The organism is Pseudomonas sp. UBA1879 (assembly GCF_002338065.1).
GTDB lineage: Bacteria > Pseudomonadota > Gammaproteobacteria > Pseudomonadales > Pseudomonadaceae > Aquipseudomonas.
This window is the reverse complement of record NZ_DDHJ01000015.1, coordinates 45,776-63,008: the sequence shown is the minus strand read 5'-3', so window position 1 is coordinate 63,008 and position 17,233 is coordinate 45,776. Positions and strand designations below refer to the sequence as shown.

General features: G+C 62.5%; 12 protein-coding genes. 4 read left to right on the top strand and 8 right to left on the bottom strand.

Annotated features, from left to right (window positions below; all coding sequences use genetic code 11):
- Positions 1–39 precede the first annotated feature (39 nt).
- The 6 genes from B3N48_RS15415 to B3N48_RS15390 form a co-directional block, all read right to left on the bottom strand.
- Positions 40–1,458: an efflux transporter outer membrane subunit gene (locus tag B3N48_RS15415; protein ID WP_296185128.1), complete on the bottom strand. Its 1,419-nt coding sequence runs from the start codon at positions 1,456–1,458 to the stop codon at positions 40–42.
- Positions 1,458–4,646 carry an efflux RND transporter permease subunit gene (locus B3N48_RS15410; protein ID WP_296185127.1) on the bottom strand — a complete coding sequence of 1,063 codons (3,189 nt, stop codon included), beginning with the start codon at positions 4,644–4,646 and terminating at the stop codon, positions 1,458–1,460. Before B3N48_RS15410 ends, B3N48_RS15415 begins: the two co-directional genes overlap by 1 nt.
- 12 nt (positions 4,647–4,658) lie before the next feature.
- Positions 4,659–5,915 (bottom strand): efflux RND transporter periplasmic adaptor subunit, encoded by a 1,257-nt coding sequence (locus tag B3N48_RS15405; protein ID WP_296185126.1) that lies wholly within the window; start codon positions 5,913–5,915, stop codon positions 4,659–4,661.
- A gap of 163 nt (positions 5,916–6,078) precedes the next feature.
- Entirely contained in the window at positions 6,079–7,014 is a 936-nt protein-coding gene (locus B3N48_RS15400; protein ID WP_296185124.1) for a LysR family transcriptional regulator, read from the bottom strand.
- A gap of 314 nt (positions 7,015–7,328) precedes the next feature.
- Positions 7,329–7,526 (bottom strand): YbdD/YjiX family protein, encoded by a 198-nt coding sequence (locus B3N48_RS15395; protein ID WP_296185122.1) that lies wholly within the window; start codon positions 7,524–7,526, stop codon positions 7,329–7,331.
- Positions 7,526–9,586, bottom strand: coding sequence for a carbon starvation CstA family protein (locus tag B3N48_RS15390; protein WP_296185121.1), 2,061 nt, complete (start codon positions 9,584–9,586; stop codon positions 7,526–7,528). The genes B3N48_RS15395 and B3N48_RS15390 overlap by 1 nt, the downstream gene beginning before the upstream one ends.
- A gap of 402 nt (positions 9,587–9,988) precedes the next feature.
- On the opposite strand from B3N48_RS15390, the gene B3N48_RS15385 reads away from it, so the two are divergent.
- Together B3N48_RS15385 and B3N48_RS15380 are read left to right on the top strand one after the other, a co-directional pair.
- Positions 9,989–11,347, top strand: coding sequence for a cache domain-containing protein (locus B3N48_RS15385; RefSeq protein WP_296185120.1), 1,359 nt, complete (start codon positions 9,989–9,991; stop codon positions 11,345–11,347).
- Between the two features lie 27 nt (positions 11,348–11,374).
- Entirely contained in the window at positions 11,375–12,007 is a 633-nt protein-coding gene (locus B3N48_RS15380; RefSeq protein ID WP_296185119.1) for a response regulator, read from the top strand.
- A gap of 297 nt (positions 12,008–12,304) precedes the next feature.
- Here B3N48_RS15380 and B3N48_RS15375 read toward each other — a convergent pair whose 3' ends face one another.
- Together B3N48_RS15375 and B3N48_RS15370 are read right to left on the bottom strand one after the other, a co-directional pair.
- Positions 12,305–13,798: a sensor histidine kinase gene (locus tag B3N48_RS15375; protein ID WP_296185118.1), complete on the bottom strand. Its 1,494-nt coding sequence runs from the start codon at positions 13,796–13,798 to the stop codon at positions 12,305–12,307.
- Entirely contained in the window at positions 13,795–14,511 is a 717-nt protein-coding gene (locus B3N48_RS15370; protein WP_296185117.1) for a response regulator transcription factor, read from the bottom strand. The genes B3N48_RS15375 and B3N48_RS15370 overlap by 4 nt, the downstream gene beginning before the upstream one ends.
- A 177-nt stretch (positions 14,512–14,688) precedes the next feature.
- On the opposite strand from B3N48_RS15370, the gene msrB reads away from it, so the two are divergent.
- A complete protein-coding gene (gene msrB / locus B3N48_RS15365; protein WP_296185115.1) occupies positions 14,689–15,204 on the top strand; it encodes a peptide-methionine (R)-S-oxide reductase MsrB in 516 nt (171 codons plus the stop codon).
- A 184-nt stretch (positions 15,205–15,388) separates the two neighbouring features.
- Positions 15,389–17,209: a cytochrome c biogenesis protein DipZ gene (locus tag B3N48_RS15360; protein WP_296185113.1), complete on the top strand. Its 1,821-nt coding sequence runs from the start codon at positions 15,389–15,391 to the stop codon at positions 17,207–17,209.
- Positions 17,210–17,233: the final 24 nt, after the last annotated feature.

Genomic DNA, 17,233 nt, shown 5'->3' with positions numbered 1-17,233 from the left:
GCGAGGTGATGGGCAGGCCTGTCGCTCGTTGCCGAAGCGCTATTGCTGCGCCACTGGGTTTTCTGCCGTGGCATCCCATCCGCCGCCGAGCGCTTTGTAGATGGCGACGATCCCCCGGTATTGCTCGGTCTCGCCTTGCGCCTGCGCGTCTTCGGCCGCCAGGCGTTCGCGTTGGGCGTCGAGCAGCACCAGGTAGTCGGCGGTGCCCTCGCGGTACTGGATCGCGGCAAGGTCGGCGGCCTTGCGGCTGGAGTCGCTTTGGCGGACGAGCGACAGCAGCCGTTGCTGGCGTTTGCTGTAGTCACTGAACGCGTTGTCCGACTCTTCGAGCGCGAGCAAAACGGTCTGTTCGTAAGTGGCCATCGCCCCTTCAGCGTTGGCCTTGGCCCCGCGCAATCGGGCCCGGACACTGCCCAGGTCGAACGCTGCCCAGCTGATCTGCGGCCCAAGCCCCCAGGCTTGCGCCGCAGAAGCGCCGATTTGCGAACCGCGCGCGGCGGTGAAACCGAGGAAGCCGCTCAGGCTGACCCGTGGAAACAGGTCGGCGGTGGCGACACCGACATTGGCCGTGGCCGCTGCCAGTTGCCGCTCGGCGCTGCGCACGTCGCTGCGCCGTTGCAGCAATTGAGCGGGGTCACCGATCGGCAGGTTTTTCGAAATGGCCGGCAGGTCTTTCGCTCGCAAGTCCACGCTCAACTGGTCAGGACGCTCGCCGAGCAACGTGGCGATGCGGTTGCGCTGATGCACCTGCTCGGCCTGCAATGCGGGAATCGTTGCTTCCACCGCCGCCAGTCGTGCATCGGCGCGGACCACGTCAATTTCGTTGCCAAGGCCTTCGTCCCGCAGCTGCGTGGTGACCCCGCGGGAATCCTGTTGATTCTTCAGATTGTCCCGCGCGATCCGCTCCCGCAATTGCGCCCCTCGGAGTTGCCCGTAGGCATCCGCCAGTTCGGCGATCAGGCTGACTTTCAGCTGTTCAAGGTCAGCCAGGGCTGCGTCCTGTTGCGCCGTGCTGGCTTCCAGTTCGCGTTGGATACGACCGAACAGGTCGATCTCCCAGGCCATGTCCAGGCCCAGGTCGTAGCGTTCGATGTTGACCCGGTGCTCGGTCTGGCCAGGCACCTGCGCCCGCCCAAGGTCACTGCTGGCATGGCTGGTCACCACCGGCAACGCGTCGTTGCTGATGTCGTCGCGAATCGCCCGGGCAGCTTTCCAGCGGGCAAAGGCCACACGCAGATCCCGGTTGCCTTGCAGAGAACGGCTGACCAACTGATTGAGGGTCGGGTCGTCGAATTGCTGCCACCAGACCCTTTCAAAATGGCTGCGGTCGTACTGGCCGACTTGCGCCGACGTCACGTTGGCGGCCGCCGTCTCCGGCGTCTTGTAATCCGGGCCGACGGCGCAGGCCGCCAGCGCCAGGACCAACAGGCTTGGCATGAACAGTTTTAGGGTTTTCATCAATGGGCCTCCGGTTTCAGCGAGCGCACGGCATGAGACCGGGCCGCCTTGCGCGCTTTGCCGCGCTCGACGAAGTTACGAATCAGGACGAAGAACACCGGGGTCAGCAGCAGACCGAAAAAGGTCACGCCGAGCATCCCGGAGAACACCGCCACCCCCATGGCGTGGCGCATTTCGGAGCCGGCACCGGTGGAAGTCACCAACGGAATCACGCCCATGATGAAGGCGAAGGACGTCATCAGGATCGGGCGCAGGCGCATGCGACAGGCTTCGAGGACGGCGTCCAGCGGCGACAGGCCTTCTTCCTGTTTGTCCTTGGCGAATTCGACGATGAGGATGGCGTTTTTACACGCCAGGCCGACCAGGACGATCAAGCCGATCTGGGTGAAGATGTTGTTGTCGCTGCCCGCGATGATCACCCCGGCAATGGCCGACAGCAGGGTCATCGGCACGATCAGGATCACCGCCAGCGGCAAGCTCCAGCTTTCGTACTGGGCCGCCAGCACCAGGAACGCCAGCAGTACGCATAGCGGGAAGACAAACAGCGCGGTGTTGCCCGACAGGATCTGCTGGTACGTCAGGTCGGTCCATTCATAGGTCATGCCGCGAGGCAGTTCTTCGGCGAGCAGTTTTTCCATCGCGGCCTGGGCTTGCCCTGAGCTGTAGCCCGGTGCCGGGCCGCCGTTGATTTCCGCAGTGATGAAGCCGTTGTAGTGCATGACGCGGTCCGGCCCCGACACGTCGCTGACCTTGACGAAGGTCGCCAGCGGAATCATCTCGCCCTTGTCGTTGCGTACTTTCAACTGACCGATCTGCTCGGGGTCCTGACGGAACTGCTGTTCGCCCTGAACGTTGACCTGGTAAGTGCGCCCGAACCGGTTGAAGTCGTTGGCGTAGAGCGAGCCGAGATAGACCTGCAGGGTGTCGAAGATGTCGCTGATCGCGACCCCGTGGGTCTTGGCCTTTTCCCGGTCGATGGCAGCGTCCACTTGCGGCACGTTTACCGTGTAGCTGGTGAACAAATTGGCCAGTTCGGGGATGCTGCGGCTCTTGCCGATGATGTTCATCGTCTCCTTGTACAGTTCGTCGTAGCCGAGGTTGCCCCGGTCTTCGATTTGCAAGCGGAACCCGCCAATGGTGCCCAGCCCCATGACCGGCGGCGGTGGGAACACGGCGGTGTAGGCTTCCTGAATCCCGGCGAACTTGTGGTTGAGCGAACCGGCAATGGCGCCGGCAGACAGGCTCGCGTCTGTGCGCTCGTCAAACGAACTCAGGCCGATGAACACCACGCCGTTGTTCGGGCTGTTGGTGAAGCCGTTGATCGACAGGCCAGGGAACGCCACCGCGCTGTCGAAGCCTGGCTCCTTCATGGCGATGTCGCCCATGCGCTTGATCACGTCTTCGGTGCGATCAAGGCTCGCGGCGTCCGGCAGCTGGGCGAAGGTGACCAGGTATTTTTTGTCCTGGGTCGGCACGAAGCCGGTAGGGGTGGTGGAGAAACCGAAGTAGGTCAGCGCGATCAGGCCCGCGTACACCACCAGCGCCACGCCGCTCAAACGCACCACTCGTTTCACAGTGCCGACGTAGCCGTGGCTGGCTTTGTCGAAGGCTCGGTTGAACGGTCGGAACAGCCAACCGAACAGCGAATCCAGCACCCGCGAGAAACGGTCTTTCGGCGCGTCGTGCCCCTTGAGCAACACCGCCGCCAGTGCAGGCGACAAGGTCAGGGAGTTGAAGGCCGAGATCACCGTCGAAATGGCGATGGTCAACGCGAACTGTTTATAGAACTGTCCGGTAAGGCCTGAAATGAACGCCGCCGGCACGAATACCGCACACAACACCAGTGCCGTGGCGATGATCGGCCCGGTGACTTCGCCCATGGCTTTTTTGGTCGCGGACACCGGGTCCAGACCCAGTTCGATGTTCCGCTCGACGTTTTCCACCACCACGATGGCGTCATCCACCACGATGCCGATCGCCAGCACAAGGCCGAACAGCGACAACGCGTTGAGGGAAAATCCGAAGGTGTGCATCACCGCAAACGTGCCGATCAGAGACACCGGCACAGCCACCAGCGGAATGATCGAAGCACGCCAGGTTTGCAGAAACAGAATCACCACCAGCACGACCAGAATCAGCGCTTCGAACAGCGTGTGCACCACCGCTTCGATAGAGCTGCGCACGAAGATCGTCGGGTCATAGACGATGCTGTAGTCCATGCCTTCGGGGAAGTTCTTCTTCAACTCCGCCATCTTCGCCCGCACTTGGTTCGATACGTCGATGGCATTGGAGCCGGGGCGCTGGAAGATCGGCATTGCCACGGCGGGCTCATTGTTCAGACGTGCACGCAGGGCGTAAGCGCTGGAGCCCAACTCGACCCGAGCGATGTCTTTCAGGCGGGTGATTTCGCCGTTGGCACCGGCGCGAATCACCACGTTTTCAAACTCTTCCTCGGTGATCAGCCGTCCTTGGGTGTTGATCGACATCTGGAAGCTGGTCGCGCTCGGCGACGGCGGCGCGCCCAACTGGCCAGCCGCGACCTGGCGGTTTTGCTCGCGAATGGCGTTGACCACGTCGGTGGCAGTCAGGTTGCGCGAAGCGGTCTTGTTCGGGTCCAGCCAGACCCGCAGGGAATACTCGCCCAAGCCCCAGACCTGCGCGTCCCCTACCCCGTTCAAACGTGCCAGCTCGTCCTTGACGTTCAGCGTCGCGTAGTTGGAGAGGTAGAGCATGTCGTAGCGTTTGTCCGGCGAGGTCAGGTGCACCAGCAGTGTGAGTTCAGGCGAGGCCTTGTCCACCGTGATGCCGATGCGCGTCACTTCTTCCGGCAGCTTTGGCTCGGTGCGGGTCACACGGTTTTGCACCTGAACCTGCGCGTTGTCCAGATCGGTGCCCAACGCGAAGGTGATGGTCAGGGTCAGCTTGCCGTCCGCCGTGGATTGCGAGGACATGTAGAGCATGTTCTCGACGCCCGTGATGGCTTGTTCCAGCGGCGCGGCCACGGTTTCGCCGATGACCTTGGGGTTGGCGCCAGGAAAGTTGGCTTTCACTACCACGGTCGGTGGCACGACTTCGGGGTATTCGCTGATCGGCAGTTGGAACAGCGAAATCGCACCGGCGATCAGGATCAGCAGCGAAAGCACTGCGGCGAAGATCGGACGCTGGATGAAGAATTGTGAGAATTTCATCGTTGTCTGCCTTTATCCGCGTGGACCGGCCGCGCTGGCGACTTTCGCCGGCGCTGCGGATTTGACTGGCGTCTGAAGGCTGGCTTCGAGGGCCTGCCGTTGCTGCGCGAGGGCCGCCAGCGTGTCGTCGCTGGCCATCGGACGGACTTGCGGATCGATCGGCGAACCGGGGCGAACCCGTTGCAGGCCGTTGATGACGATGCGGTCGTCTTTGTCCAGGCCGCTGCGCACGATGCGCAAGCCTTCCAGCTTCGGCCCCAGCTCCACGCTTCGATAAACGGCCTTGTTGTCCTTATCGACGACCAGCACGAATTTCTTGCCCAAGTCGGTCCCCACGGCGTCGTCCTTGATCAGCATCGCGGCATAGGTGCCGCTGCCCACCAGTTTCAGGCGTGCATACAGACCGGGGGTGTAGCGCCCATCGGCGTTGTCGAACACGGCGCGCCCGCGGATGGTGCCGGTGCGCGGATTGACCTGGTTGTCGACGAAGTTCATCTGGCCCAGGTGTTTGTCGTCCGCTTCGTTGGACAGGCCCATGTACACCGGCGTCGCTGCGCCCCGCTTGCCATCACGTGACAGCTGGTTGTACTTCAGGAACACCCGCTCGTCGGCGTCGAAATAGGCGTAGACCTTATCGGTCGAGACAACACGGGTGAGGATGCTTTGATCGGCGGTCACCAGGTTGCCAGCGGTGATTTCGGCACGGCTGACGCGGCCGGTGATGGGCGCAGCGACGTGGGTAAAACTCAGGTTCAGGCGCGCCAGGTCCAACTGCGCCTGGGTCGCCGCCACGGCTGCCCGGGCTTCTTGCGCGGTGGTGTTGCGCGACTCGGCGATCTCGGCGGAAATCGCGTTGTTGGTGCGCAACCGCTCGCCACGCTGGGCTTCGGCATCAGTGCGCACGACCGTGGCTTTGACTTGTTGCAACTGCGCCTCGAGGCGGTGGACCTCCGCCTCGAACGGACGCGGGTCGATCTGGAACAGCAGATCACCCTTCTTCACTAACGCGCCATCGACGAACGCCACAGCATCGATCTGGCCTGAGACACGCGGCCGCACTTCGACCGTTTCGGGGGCTTCGAGACGGGCCGTCACTTCATCCCATTCGATGACGGGCTGTTGCAGCACGCTGGCGACATCGACCTTGGGCGCAGCAGGTGCTTGAGCGGTGGCCGAGGGGCCTTTGTCGCATGCGCTGAGCACTGCCAGGTTGAGCGCCAGAGTCAGTGCGCCGAGTGGATAACGTAAACGTGTCAGAGGTGGTTGCATGGAAAAATCCGCCGAGGGTGATAAACATTGCCGCGGAGTGTGTGGGAGCCCACACCGGTCCACGAATTGAATGGGTTCAATGCTGATATCAATTCAAATGATATTTGTAATACTAACGCCCCACGGCAGGCAAAACCTCGCTGCCGCGGGCGTCAGCGACGTTTCATGAACACGGGCTGCGAGCGCTGGGGGACGATCCGTCACTGAGCAAGACGCCGATCCGCGCGCGCAACCAGCACTCACCCGAGTCATGGTCTTTGGCGGTGGTCCAGACCATGTGCACAGGGAACGGGTCCAGATGAATCGGCAGCGGCTGGCTGCGCAACCGACCGTTGGCGGTCAGGACGTCAGCGGCATACTCCGGCACCGCAGCCACCAGGTCGGTGTCTTCGAGCAGCGCGCCAAGGCTGTTGAATTGCGGCACTGCCAGCACCACCCTGCGCTCGCGCCCGATCCGACGCAGCGCCTCATCGACAAACCCTACCGTGCCTCCGGCGAACGACACCAGCGCGTGGGGCCGATCGCAGAAGTCATCCAGGCTCAAGTCCCCCGGCACGTCGTCGCCGCGCAACAGCACGATGGGCGTGCTGCGCAATGTACGGCGCTTGGCGGACGCTGGCAGGTCGGTGGTGAAGCCCACGCCCACCGTCACTTCGCCACTGGCCAGCAATCGCGGCATCTGCAGATAACTGGCCCGCCGCACCACCAGCGACACCCGTGGCGCTTCTGCGCGAATGCGCTTGAGCATCGAAGGCAGCAAGGCGAACTCCACGTCGTCGGTCAGGCCAATGCGAAACACCTGATCGCTGGTTGCCGCATCGAACGCCTTGGGACGCTTCACCGCCATGGCGATGGATTCCAGCGCGGGGCCGAGCAGCAACGCGATCTCCTGCGCCCTTGGCGTCGGCTCCATGCAACGGCCCACGCGCTGAAACAGCGGGTCGTTGAACAGCACCCGCAACCGACCGAGCGCAGAACTCACGGCAGGCTGACCGAGGTACATGCGCTCAGCCGCCAGACTCACACTGCGGGCGTTCATCAAGGCTTCGAAAATCAACAACAGATTGAGGTTGATATGGCGCAGGTCGCTGCGATTCATGGGGGAGAAACCTGCTTTAGATTACATGTGTAATACTTACAAATCTCAGGTGGGTAAGTCAAAGGTTAAAAATGCAGTTGCTCTAAAGTCGCGAGTCCGCCCCCGCCCCGAAACCTGTGGGAGCCAGCTTGCTGGTGAATGCGCGTCTCCAGTCATCTCATGATTGCCTGACCCACCGCCTTCGCCAGCAGGCCGGCTCCTACAACAGTGCGCGTTGTGGTGGCCATCACTGTATTGGCTTCGTCACAGCCAAAAAAAAGCGCCAGGGATCACCCATGGCGCGTTTTTTCGATCAAAAGCCGAGTCTCAGCGGCTCAACAACATTTAGGCCCTGCCTTGCCGCCGTAACGCGCATCCTGACGCTCGCGAAAGAACGCTTCGTACGACATCACCGGCACATCCGGATGGGTCTTTTGCATGTGCTCGACGTAGTTATCGTAGTCAGGCATGCCCACCATCAGGCGGGCGGCCTGCCCGAGGTATTTGCCGAGGCGACTCAGGTCGTTGAACATCAGTGCGCTTCCGGCATCGCCTGGAACGGCGCTTCCTTGTCGCTGCGCTCTTTTTTCACCCACGCCGCACGACCGACCTTGATCGCGTAGAACAGGATGCTCAGCACCACGAACAGGAACAGCGTGGTCAGCGCGGCGTTGGTGTACGCGTTGAAGATCACATGCTGCATCTGATCGGCGGTTTTTGCCGGCGCGATGATCTGGCCGGCTTCAGCGGCTGCACTGTATTTCTTGGCCAGGGCCAGGAAGCCGACGGCAGGGCTCGGGTCGAACAGCTTGATGAGGCCTGCGGTCACGGTGCAGATCAGCAGCCAGGAAGCGGGCAGAATCGTAACCCACGCGTATTGCTGACGTTTCATCTTGATCAGCACGACGGTCGCCAGCATCAGCGCGATACCCGCCAGCATCTGGTTGGAGATACCGAACAGCGGCCACAGGGTGTTGATACCGCCCAGTGGATCGATCACACCCTGATACAGCAGATAACCCCACAGCGCCACGCAGCCCCCGGTGCCGATGGCGTTGGCGGTCCACGATTCGGTGCGCTTGAGGGCTGGCACGAAGCTGCCGAGCAGGTCTTGCAACATGAAACGACCGGCACGGGTACCGGCGTCCACTGCGGTCAGGATGAACAGCGCTTCGAACAGGATCGCAAAGTGGTACCAGAACGCCATGGTGTTCTGGCCTGGCAGGACCTGGTGCAGGATCTGCGCGATACCGACCGCCAGGGTCGGCGCCCCACCGGCACGGGCCAGGACGGTGTTTTCACCGATGTCTTTGGCCGTCGCCACCAGGGTTTCCGGGGAAATCGTGAAGCCCCAACTGGTGATGGTTTGAGCCACCGCTGTCACGTCGCCACCGACCACAGCCGCCGGGCTGTTCATGGCGAAATACACGCCTGGGTCGATGACCGACGCCGCCACCATGGCCATGATCGCCACGAACGACTCCATCAGCATGCCGCCGTAACCGATGTAGCGGGCATTCTTCTCGTTGTCCAGCAGCTTCGGCGTGGTGCCCGAGGAGATCAGCGCGTGGAAACCGGAAACGGCACCACAGGCGATGGTGATGAGCAGGAACGGGAACAGCGCGCCTTTCCAGACCGGGCCGGTGCCGTCGGTGAACTGGGTCAGGGCCGGCATTTTCAGCTCAGGCGCGAGGATCAGAATGCCGATCGCCAAGGCGACGATGGTGCCGATTTTGAGGAAGGTCGACAGGTAGTCACGAGGCGCCAGCAGCAGCCAGACCGGCAGCATCGCGGCAACGAAGCCATAACCCACCAGCATCCAGGTGATCTGCACGCCGGTGAAGGTGAAGACGTGCGCCCACTCAGGGCTGGCCGCCACTTGGCCACCGGCCCAGATCGACAACAGCAACAGCACGACGCCGATGATGGAAATCTCACCGATACGGCCCGGACGGACATAGCGCATGTAGACGCCCATGAACATCGCGATCGGGATGGTCGCCAGCACGGTGAACATGCCCCACGGGCTTTCGGCCAGGGCCTTCACCACGATCAGCGCCAACACCGCGAGGATGATGATCATGATCAGGAAGCAGCCGAACAAGGCGATGGTGCCGGGAACGCGGCCCATTTCCTCGCGGACCATGTCGCCCAGCGAGCGGCCGTTACGGCGTGTGGAGAGGAACAGGATCATGAAGTCCTGCACCGCACCGGCCAGGACCACGCCGGCGATCAGCCACAGCGTGCCGGGCAGATAGCCCATTTGCGCGGCGAGCACCGGACCGACCAGCGGGCCTGCACCGGCGATGGCGGCAAAGTGGTGACCGAAGAGGATGTGTTTGTTGGTCGGAACGTAGTCCAGGCCGTCGTTGTTGATCACCGCCGGGGTCGCCCGGGTCGGATCGAGTTGCATGACGTGATTGGCGATGAACAGGCTGTAGTAGCGGTACGCAACCAGATAGATGGCGACGGCAGCCACGACGATCCAGAGTGCGTTGATGGCTTCGCCGCGACGCAGTGCGACGACGCCCAAGGCGCATGCCCCGAGGGCAGCGACGGCGAACCAACCCAGGTGTTTGGTCAGTCGGGTCATTGAGGGTCTCCTGCCGAAGCTCATGGCTTGCGGCGTAATTGTTATTGTCTGATCCGGGATAACGGAGCGTCGCCACTATCCGCGCAGTTGTCAGCAAGAGAAATTCGTACTACTACGGTTTCGTCTGCGTAGTTTTACGCAGATGCTCTTGGCGAGGCGATTTCCCTGTGGGAGCCAGCTTGCTGGCGAATGCGGTCTGCCTGTACCTCATCAGGCGACTGACACGCCGCCTTCGCCAGCAAGCCGGCTCCCACAGTTTGAACCGTGTACGCCTCGGTTGATGCGGCCACGCCTTTCTCCTGTGGGAGCGAATTCATTCGCGAAAAGATGTTCCAGTCGCCCCGGATGTTCATGCTGTAATACGCCCACAACAACACCCGCTCCCGCCGGACGCCCCACGCCATGCAACTCAAACACAAGATTGTCGCCCTGGGCATTTTGCCGCTGATCCTCGCCGTGTGCGTGATTTGCGCTCTGGTTATCGTGCAGAACCAGCGCCTTGGCGAGCAGCAGGCGCAGCTGATTGAGGACAGCATTCTGGCCAGCAAACGTGCCGAGCTGAAAAACTACGTCGAGATGGCCATGAGCGCCCTGGCGCCGATCTATGACAGCGGTCGCAATGATGACCGGACCAAGCAGCAGGTCCTGGAAGAGCTGTCCAAACTCAGCTTCGGCATCGACGGTTATTTCTTCGTCTACGACCAGAGCGGCCGCAACCTGATGCACCCGCGGCAGGCGGCGCTGGTGGGCAAGGACCTGTGGAACATGACCGACCCGCAAGGGCTGCTGGTCATCCGCGCGCTGCTGCAAAGCGCTGAGTCCGGCGACGGTTTCCAGCACTACGCCTGGGAAAAACCCTCCACCGGACAGGTCACCGACAAACTCGCCCACGTGGTCATGCTCGAGCGCTGGGGCTGGATGCTCGGCACCGGAATTTACCTGGAAGACGTCGAGCGGGCCACGCAACAGGCCCGTCAGGAAGTCGCGCGGGGCATCTACGCCACTATGCTCGACATTGGCGGCGTGGCGCTGATTGCGGTGCTGCTGGTGTTCGTCTGCGGCGTGACTCTCAACGCCAGCGAACACCGCCTGGCCGACCGCAAGCTGCAAATGCTCAATCAGCGCATCATGAATTTGCAGGAGGAAGAGCGTTCGCGGCTGTCCCGTGAGCTGCACGACGGCATCAGCCAAGTGCTGGTGTCGATCAAATTCCAGTTCGAACTCGCCGGCCTGCAATTGGAAGGCAATGACCGGCGCGGGCTGGAGACGTTGCGTCTGGGCACCGAACGGCTCGGCGACGCCATTGGCGAAATCCGCATCATCTCCCATGACCTGCGCCCTTCCCTGCTCGATACACTGGGGCTGGCCGCGGCCGTCACACAACTGGTGGCCGAGTTCGAGCAGCAGACCGGCCTGACCATCCACTACACCCATAACCTCAGCCATCTGAAGCTGGCCGAAGGCGCCCCCGTGGCGCTGTTCCGGATCCTGCAGGAAGCGCTGACCAATATCGAACGTCATGCCCACGCGCAGAACGTCTACATCGATTTACGCAGCTCGAAACAGCAGGTTCAGCTCACCGTGCGCGACGACGGTGTGGGATTTCGGGTCGACGTCGAGCGGCTACAGGAGATACAGGGCGGCATCGGTTTGCGTAATATTCGCGAGCGAGTCGAGCACTTCCACGGCCAGCTCAACCTTTACTCGGTGCCCGGCCACAGCGAATTGACCGTGACCGTGCCCGTCAACATCGTCGCCTGACCTTCATACAGGAAACCTCAATCGATCATGAGTGCCAGCCAGACCATCCGTATTGCCCTGGTCGACGACCATTCGCTGGTCCGCGACGGTGTGCGCGCCCTGCTCTCGGCGCGGCCGCTGTTCGAGGTGGTAGGGGAAGCCGAAAATGCCGCGCAGGGGCTGAAGATGTGCGAGGAAGTCAGGCCGGACATTCTGCTGGTAGATATCGGCCTGCAGGACATGAACGGCCTGGAACTCACTCAGCTGATCCGCCAGCGCTGCCCGGCCATCAAGATTCTGATCCTGAGCATGTATGACAATCAGGAATACGTCGCCACCTCGATCCGCGCCGGGGCCAGCGGCTACGTGCTGAAGAACGCGCCTTCACGGGAGATCGTCGCGGCCATCGAAGCGATCGCCACGGGCGGCACCTTTTACAGCGCCGAGGTGACACTCAAGCTGGTGTCGAAGAAGACCGACGAAAACGAGCTGACGCCCCGTGAAGTGCAGGTGCTGGTGGGGCTGGCCAAAGGGCTCGACAACAAGACCCTCGCCCGGGATCTGGCAATCAGCGTCAGAACTGTCGAAACCCACCGCCTGAGCATCCGCCGCAAGTTGAAGGTGGACAAACCGGCCGGGCTGGTGAAATACGCGATGGAGCATGGATTGTTGTTGCCGTGAGGCGATCAGACTCGCCAGATGCGACGCGTCACCTTGTGGAAGCCGGCTTGCTGGCGAAGGTGGCGTGTCAGTCACCGATGAAGTGGCTGACACACTGCCTTCGCCAGCAAGCCGGCTCCCACAAGGGAATTCGTGTGGGCCACCTCGACACACCGTACATTTTTCCCGTTGGCAGCGAATTCATTCGCGAAAACTGGTTCGGCTGATGCAGGGGTGTTGGCTGTACCGGCCTCTCGTCGGAATGCCGCCCAGAATGGATTCGCTTCCCTGGAGGATCGGTGTGGACCGCAAAGCCGATCACTCCCTCGGCAACACCCGCTCCGCCGCTTCCTGATCCACCGGCAACGCGAACTGGAAGGTCGCACCTTGCCCAGGCACATCGATCAACTCGATCCGATGACCATGCAGCTGCAGGATCTGGTGCACGATGCGCAAGCCCAACCCGCCATCCCGCCGCGCGCCGCCGATGTTGAAGGGGCGCAGAAACAGTCCTTCGCGCAATTGCGCGGCAATCCCCGGTCCGCTGTCACTGACGGTCACTTCGACAAATTGCCCCTTCGGCAATAACGCCACCTTGATCTCGCCACCCTGGGGAGTGTGGCGCAGGGCGTTGTCCAGCAGGTTGGTCATCACCCGCTCGATCAGCCCTAAATCCGCATGCACCCCCGGCACCGTCGGCGCGAAGTGCGGGGTCAAGGTGACAGCCTTGGCTTCGGCGCCCAACTCGAACTTCTGGAAAATGTCCTGCACCAGATCCGTCAGAGAGAAACGCTCCACCACCGGCACCACGAAACCATGCTCCAGTCGCACCAGTTCCAGCAACGACTGCGCCAACCCGCCGACCTTGCGGCTCTGGTCCAGCGCGATGCCCAGATAACGCCGCCGCTCTTCAGGCGTCAGGCTGGCGTCCTTGACCGACAGCACCTCCAGATAGCCATGCAGAGAAGCCAGTGGCGTGCGCAGGTCATGGGAAATATTCGCCACCAGCTCACGGCGATCCTGACTTTGGCGGGTGAGAGTCTGCCATTGCTCGCTCAGGCGGTTTTGCATCTGCTTGAACGTGGCGTCGAGCACGGCGATTTCGTCATGGCCCTGGCGTGCCGACTCGGCAGCAGACGCTGGCAAAGGCACCGGCGCGGCATTGATATCGAAATGGCTCACCGCATCGGTCAGACGCCGCAGCGGACGGGTGATCCAGCCGAACGCTGTCAGACCCGCCAACAGGCACAGCAAAGCAATCAGGCCAATCGACCACAACGCCGTGCTCAGCGCCTCACTGGTGGCACCACGCTCGGCAAAACGGTCGTGGGCCTCGCCCAACAGCACCACGTACAGAAAGCCCGCCGGTTTGCCCATGACCATCAACGGCGCGGCACTGAACACTTTGCGTGCGTTCAGGCTGCGCGGGTCGTCGCCGAGAATCGGCAGCGGCTCCCCGGCCAGCAGCTTGCGTACCGGCTCCAGATCGACTCGATCACGCAACACATGATCCTTGGGCGCGGCATCGCCGACGATCTTGCCGTTGCCGTCGAGCAGGTACACCTCGACACTGGGGTTGACCAGCATCAACTGACTGAACAGCTCGCGCACCGCGTCGGGTTTCAGGCCATTGGCGTCCATCAACTGGGTGTCGCGGGCGATGTGCTGCGCCAGGTCCCGGGACAGGCCCTGCACCACCTCCAGCTCGTGCATTTTATTGGAGCGCACCTGCAGCAGCACCGACGTGCCGCAGCAGATCAACAGCAGCAGCGCGAAGACCAGCGACAGCCGCTGGGTCAAGGTCATGCTCATGAGGCCTCCCTCGGATCGGCAAACTTATAGCCCCGTCCCCACACCGTCAGAATGCGCAACGGCTGCGCCGGGTCGGCCTCGATCTTGGCGCGCAGCCGGTTGATGTGGGTGTTGACGGTGTGTTCATAGCCTTCGTGGTTGTAGCCCCAGACCGAATTCAACAGGTCCAGACGCGAGAACACCTTGCCCGGCTGGCGCACAAAGAAATACAGCAGATCGAATTCTCGCGGCGTCAGGTCGAGCACACGGCCTTCCAGCGACGCCTCACGGGTCAGGGGATCGATGAACAGCCCTGCGCTGAGCAGGCTGCCGCTGTCCATTTTCAGGTTGCGCGCCATGGCATCGACCCGTCGCAGCAGCGCCTTGATCCGCGCCACCAGTTCCATCATCGAGAACGGCTTGGCCAGATAATCGTCCGCCCCCAGCTCAAGGCCGAGGATCCGGTGCATCTCGCTGGAGCGGGCGCTGGTGATGATGATCGGCGTGTAGCGGGTCATGGCCCGGGCACGACGACAGATTTCCAGACCATCGACGCCGGGCAGCATCAGGTCGAGGATCAGCGCGTCCCAGCCGCCCTGCTCCAACAAGCGCAGGCCTTTTTCGCCGTCGGCGCTGTGCACCACCTCAAAATGTTCGTCCCGCAGGTGCAGGCCAATCAGGTCGGCGATATGGCTATCGTCCTCGACCACCAGAATGCGTTTGGGCTGATCCATGGAAAGCAAACCTTGCCAGTGCTGAATGCGCGATGCCGCCATTGTGCCGATTTCGCAGCGGGGCAGTTATCACGAATTGTTTAACTCTCGGTGAGGATTCCGGGAACAGCGCGGGCCTACTGTGACGCCATCGCATTACGAGCCTGCCTGGCGCAGGCCGTACCCAGGAGACCTCTCATGCTTTCCAGAAGACAGTTCATGGTGTTGAGCAGCAGCGCAGGTGTCGCAGCCATTGCCCTCGGCATACTGCCGAAATTCGCCGACGGCGAGACCATCGTGCCCCCGGACTCGCCCGTCGGCACCTTCGAAGTCAGCCACAGCGATGCCGAATGGCACGCGCGGCTCAGCGACGACCAGTTTCAGGTGTTGCGCCGCGAAGCCACCGAACGTCCCTACAGCAGCCCGCTGAATGACGAACACCGCAGCGGCACGTTCGCCTGCGCCGGGTGCCAATTGCCGCTGTTTTCGTCGACCACCAAATTCGACAGCCACACCGGCTGGCCGAGCTTCTGGTTGCCACTGGACAACGCCACGGCCATCCGCACCGACACCTCGTTCGGCGTGCTGCGCAAGGAAGTCCATTGCCGCCGCTGCGGCGGGCATCTGGGACATGTGTTCACCGACGGGCCGAAACCCACCGGCTTGCGCTATTGCATGAACGGCTTGGCGATGAGCTTCGCTGAACAGGCCTGAACCGTGTAGGAGCGTGGCTTGTCCCGCGATCGGCGGGGAACCCGACGCAAAATCTGCGCACGCGATTGGCCTGAGAAAACGCATACATGTGGATTAACGACTGCTGCGCAGCCGATCGCGGGACAAGCCACGCTCCTACAGGTCACCCATCCAATTCTGGATCAATTTGAACGGACCCACTCCCATGCTCCTGATCATCCTCGCCTACCTCGGCGGCGTCCTAACCATCGTCAGCCCGTGCATCCTGCCGGTGCTGCCCTTCGTCTTCGCCCGTACCGGCCAACCGTTCGTGCGCAGCGGCCTGCCGTTGCTGGTGGGCATGGCCATGACCTTCGCTTTGGTCGCCACCCTGGCGGCAGTCGGCGGCGGCTGGGTGGTGCAGCTCAACCAATATGGCCGTGGCCTGGCGCTGATCTTCGTCGCGCTGTTCGGCCTCACCTTGTTGCTGCCGAAATTGGCCGAGCGGCTGACCCGCCCGCTGGTGGCCGCCGGCAGTCGCCTGTCGGAAAACGCAGGCATCGATGCCAAGCCCAGCCCCTGGGCGTCGTTCATGATTGGCGTGGCGACGGGCCTGCTGTGGGCCCCTTGCGCCGGCCCGATCCTCGGTCTGGTGCTGACCGGCGCCGCATTGCAAGGCGCGAGCGTCGGCACCACCTTGCTGCTCTTGGCCTACGCCGCAGGCGCGGCGACGTCGCTGGCATTGGCGCTGTTGCTGGGCGGCAAGGTGTTCAGCGCGATGAAACGCTCGCTGGGGGCAGGTGAGTGGATTCGTCGGGGGCTGGGCGCCGCGATGCTGGCGGGGGTCGCGGCGATTGCACTGGGCCTGGACACCGGGATCCTTGCCCGCGTGTCGACCGCGTCCACCGGCAGCCTGGAGCAATCGCTGGTGGGCCAGTTCACGAGCAAAGGCACAGACAGCAACGTCATGCGGGGCGGCGCGATGATGGCGCAGAACATCCCTGGTAAAGATGAAGCAGGCGCCAGCATGCAAGCCTCCGGTGCGATGATGATGTCCGCGAAAAACAGCACGTCGAGCCTGCCGGTCGAAGGCCAGTTGCCGTCCCTCGCCGGAGCGGTGCAATGGCTGAACTCCGCCCCACTGACCGCCGAACAGCTGAAAGGCAAAGTGGTGTTGGTGGATTTCTGGACCTACTCCTGCATCAACTGTCTGCGCACCCTGCCCTACGTCAAAGCCTGGGCCGACAAATACCGCGATCAGGGCCTGGTGGTGATCGGCGTGCATGCCCCGGAATTCGCCTTCGAGCGCGACGTGAACAATGTCACCAAGGCCATGAAAGACCTGGGCATCCACTACCCGGTGGCGATCGACAACGACTACAAGATCTGGCGCGCCTTCGACAATCAGTACTGGCCCGCCCACTACTTCGCCGATGCCGAGGGTCGGATTCGCTATCACCACTTCGGCGAGGGCGCCTACGACGAATCCGAGCGGGTCATCCAGGAACTGTTACGCGAAGCAGGCAACAGCCAGATCACCACCGACCTGATCGACGCCAGCGGCAATGGCGTGCAACAGGCAGCAAACATGAGCGACGTCAAATCCCCTGAAACCTACCTGGGCTTCGAACGCGCCGAACATTTCGCTTCGCCGGGTGGCGCCAAGAGCAATCAGGTGACTGACTACAGCACGCCGCAACACCTGTCGCTCAACACCTGGGGTCTGGACGGTCTGTGGAACATCGGTTCCGAGCAGGCCAGTTTGAAGGCACCTCAAGGCAAGATCGTCTACCGCTTCCACGCCCGGGACCTGCACCTGGTGCTGGGTCCCGGCAGCGACGGCCAACCGGTGAGGTTCAAAGTGTCCATCGACGGCCAGGCGCCGGGCGATGCCCACGGCACCGACGTCGCGCCCGACGGCAGCGGCACCGTGACCGAACAGCGCCTTTACCAATTGGTGCGGCAGTCCGGTGACGTGACTGACCACACCTTCAGCATCGAATTCAACGACCCGGGCGTGTCCGCCTACGCCTTCACCTTCGGTTGATTCCACCCCGTTTCAGGAGTGTCA

What these genes read in the sequence shown, in the direction of transcription:
- B3N48_RS15395 (WP_296185122.1), bottom strand. Translation starts at nt 7,526, where the DNA reads ATGTTCAACGACCTGAGTCGCCTCGGCAAATACCTCGGGCAGGCCGCC.
- B3N48_RS15375 (WP_296185118.1), bottom strand. Translation starts at nt 13,798, where the DNA reads ATGAGCATGACCTTGACCCAGCGGCTGTCGCTGGTCTTCGCGCTGCTG.
- msrB (WP_296185115.1), top strand. Translation starts at nt 14,689, where the DNA reads ATGCTTTCCAGAAGACAGTTCATGGTGTTGAGCAGCAGCGCAGGTGTC.
- B3N48_RS15400 (WP_296185124.1), bottom strand. Translation starts at nt 7,014, where the DNA reads ATGAATCGCAGCGACCTGCGCCATATCAACCTCAATCTGTTGTTGATT.
- B3N48_RS15360 (WP_296185113.1), top strand. Translation starts at nt 15,389, where the DNA reads ATGCTCCTGATCATCCTCGCCTACCTCGGCGGCGTCCTAACCATCGTC.
- B3N48_RS15385 (WP_296185120.1), top strand. Translation starts at nt 9,989, where the DNA reads ATGCAACTCAAACACAAGATTGTCGCCCTGGGCATTTTGCCGCTGATC.
- B3N48_RS15380 (WP_296185119.1), top strand. Translation starts at nt 11,375, where the DNA reads ATGAGTGCCAGCCAGACCATCCGTATTGCCCTGGTCGACGACCATTCG.
- B3N48_RS15390 (WP_296185121.1), bottom strand. Translation starts at nt 9,586, where the DNA reads ATGACCCGACTGACCAAACACCTGGGTTGGTTCGCCGTCGCTGCCCTC.
- B3N48_RS15410 (WP_296185127.1), bottom strand. Translation starts at nt 4,646, where the DNA reads ATGAAATTCTCACAATTCTTCATCCAGCGTCCGATCTTCGCCGCAGTG.
- B3N48_RS15370 (WP_296185117.1), bottom strand. Translation starts at nt 14,511, where the DNA reads ATGGATCAGCCCAAACGCATTCTGGTGGTCGAGGACGATAGCCATATC.
- B3N48_RS15405 (WP_296185126.1), bottom strand. Translation starts at nt 5,915, where the DNA reads ATGCAACCACCTCTGACACGTTTACGTTATCCACTCGGCGCACTGACT.
- B3N48_RS15415 (WP_296185128.1), bottom strand. Translation starts at nt 1,458, where the DNA reads ATGAAAACCCTAAAACTGTTCATGCCAAGCCTGTTGGTCCTGGCGCTG.